The sequence below is a fragment of the Rhodococcus sp. (in: high G+C Gram-positive bacteria) genome (genome assembly GCF_049286785.1).
Lineage (GTDB): Bacteria > Actinomycetota > Actinomycetes > Mycobacteriales > Mycobacteriaceae > Rhodococcus_F.
The window spans coordinates 1-2,784 of sequence record NZ_JBAQEO010000698.1 but is presented as its reverse complement, the minus strand read 5'-3'; the positions used below and the strand labels follow the sequence as shown (position 1 = coordinate 2,784).

General features: G+C 60.3%; 3 protein-coding genes. 1 reads left to right on the top strand and 2 read right to left on the bottom strand.

Translation table 11 applies throughout. The features are described from left to right. Positions 1-843 precede the first annotated feature (843 nt). Entirely contained in the window at positions 844-1,296 is a 453-nt protein-coding gene (locus WAW17_RS25305; RefSeq protein ID WP_422335631.1) for a helix-turn-helix domain-containing protein, read from the top strand. A gap of 128 nt (positions 1,297-1,424) precedes the next feature. Here the strand turns inward: WAW17_RS25305 and WAW17_RS25300 are convergent, their stop codons facing one another. Beyond that, complete coding sequence (locus tag WAW17_RS25300; RefSeq protein WP_422335630.1) at positions 1,425-2,432, bottom strand: GAF domain-containing protein; 1,008 nt, start codon at positions 2,430-2,432, stop codon at positions 1,425-1,427. Between the two features lie 110 nt (positions 2,433-2,542). Further along, on the bottom strand, positions 2,543-2,784 hold a 242-nt coding region (locus WAW17_RS25295; protein ID WP_422335629.1), incomplete at its 5' end, for a cytochrome P450.

The following is a 2,784-nucleotide window of genomic DNA, read 5'->3' as shown; positions in this document are numbered from 1 at the left end:
TCGATGCGAAAGACTCAGTGGAACAACCCGACACACCAGGTCGGACGATCACTCACGCCCACACCCCATCCGCTGCCGGACAACCAAACTCACAACAACGCCATCAGCCGATCGGTGCATCCAGGCTGAATAACACTCAAAGTCATCGAGTCCTCCAGGTGGGTACAGAAATGGCCCGCCAGGACTCGAGGTCCTGCGGAGTGATCGCCACAGCGCGTGAAACGCCGCGGGCACGGAAAAGCCCCAGGTGCGTGAGGGGACGCCAATCACCAACGCACCTGGGGTTATCGCAAACGCAAGGGCCCTCGGTGGTCCTTGCGCTACGAATAGGGTCCACTGAGCGAGAACCCGGGCAGGAGTTTTCTCGCCCAGTGGAGGATTTTGGACCCTGCGCCGATGGACGCGATCGCGTCATCGAGACAGTGAGGGTCGGAATTCGGTTGCAGCGCTGATAGTTCGAATCATCAGACGCCGCGCATATCGATCCGACGAACGTAGGTTCGTCGGTAGCTGCGCGAGCGCATACAGATATCAAAGGGATCCCCCGCCCGGGATGAAGGGCACGCCGAAATACAGGCGTGCCACGCCTTCATGTGCTGCATCTGGGCCGACTACGACAGACCACAGGGAACCCCCGGGTGGGAGCGCAGGAGAACTGTAGACCGGGTCCAGTTGTGATCGCAAGCCCATCAGGTGCCTCCTCCGTTCGTGTCACCCTGGCTAAACACCCCGTGTTCCGAAATCCATGATAGCACCCTAATATTCTAAACACTCGCCGAGAAAACCGCATAGAAGGGCGACACAATGGCTCACGAACAGAAGAGTCCAGATTCGGGAGTCGGCGTGTCGCGAAGTGCAGTTCGAGGGTTCAGTGGCGCCCGATTGAGGCGCTACCGCACCGGGCTGAGGCTCACGATCGACGACCTGGCGGATGCTGCCGAGGTCTCATCCCAGACGGTCTCTGCATGGGAAACGGGACGTGCGGCGCCTACGCCGGAACTGCTTGCGCGAGTCGCTGGCGTGCTGAAGGTCGCGAATGCTGATCTTGCGCCGATCCCGGAGGATCAACTACGGCTCAGTGATCTCCGTAGCCAGGCCGGCTTGACGCAAGGAACGGCTGCGAAAGCGCTCGGGACGAGTGCGACCGTTCTCGGCAGAATCGAGAAAGGGCGCAAGGAGTACGACGAGGCATGGGGTCGGCGTATGGCTGAGCTCTACTCGGTGCCGCTCAATCTCCTCAGTGAAGTTTGGGAACGAGACCGGCAAAAACGCGCGGCGCACGTGAAGGAACTATAGAAAATAACCCCATAATTTATGCGGTCTATCGTCCGTCTGGGTGGGCAGGGGACGGTCACAGACACAGAGCATCCCGCGGTCCTCGAACCACGGGATGCTCTGCTTGAAGGGCGAGAAGGAACCTCGGACTACTCGAACGCGTCGACGTCTCGGTTCGCAGAAATCTGGATCAGGGCCCCGTTCATGTCGACAGCACCCTCGACGACATAGGGGGTCAGGCGCACGTTGGTGGCCACGAAATCGCCGCTGGTCGAGCGCAGACGGAGCCTGAGGAGCACTTCTTTCTCCCCGGCATCGAACCGTGCTCCCACAGCTGCCAACGCAGCACGATCGTCGTCATGGAAGACGTTGCCGTGAATGTCGGTGTCTTCCCACTGCATCCAGTCGACCGGCGCCGAGATCCACATACCTAACAAGCCGTTCACCGTGTCGATCAGGGCAACGCGGTAGCCGGCGTTCTTCATACCCTCGGTCATCCCGATCTGCGCAAGCGTGGGTTTCGCCACCGGGTAAGTATCGGAAATGTCGTGGAAAAGCACCCGCCATCCGCGTTGCGCGGGGTCGGGATACGTCCGCAACGCGCACTGCCACTGCATCAGATGGCCATCGTTGTGCTTTACCGCGAACTGGGAGTGCCACTGCTGGCCGGGCTCCGGGTTTGCGCCGAGTTCCAGGAAGGATGATTCTTCCTGGAAGTGGGCCGATCGGTTGAGGTACTCGACCACCGTGGCCTCGGGATGAAACTCTTCTGGAGTGACCCCGGACATCAGCGATGACTCGAGGGTCTGTTCGATGATCAGCTTGTTTCGGAGCCAGCTCACACCAGAGCAGATCCGCGGATACGGAATCTCCTCATCAGGGCCCCCGATCCACACCTGCACACCGTGAGTGTCACCGCTAGGGCCCAGGACCGGAACCGCTTGCACGTGGAAGGACTCTTTGTTCCGGGTCTGTGACGTCAACACCTTGTCGAATTTGGTACGCGTCTCTCGGACGTAGCCCACTACCGGCTCGATACGCAGGTCCTTTGCCGGCGCCAACCGGGCAACGGAATTCCATTCTCGGATCTTGCCGTTGCTTGCGACGACCGTTGCGACGTCGGGAACCAACGTCTCGATCAGGTGCCACTCCCCCATTTTTCTCCCTCACGTGTGAACCGGCCGCCCCCGACGGGCGGTTAAGCGGATCACATTATAGGGAGCTTCGGGATTGCCGTTCCTCATGGCGGCGGGTAGCGACCTCTCAGTTACCGGTGCTTGAGAGTGAGACGGAACCCTTCTGGCTTGATCGTCAGCAGCTCTTTCACCTTCAGCTCATAACCCGGATCCGCTGTGAAGTCGAAGCGGCGGATCAGCGTTGCTAGGGCGAGAACTGCCTCGTGAAAGGCGAATTGGCGACCGATGCATGCACGCGCGCCGGTTCCGAAGGGTTTGTATATGTGGGCGGGGCGCTCCTTCATGGCTGCTCGTTCGAACCGGTCGGGGTCGA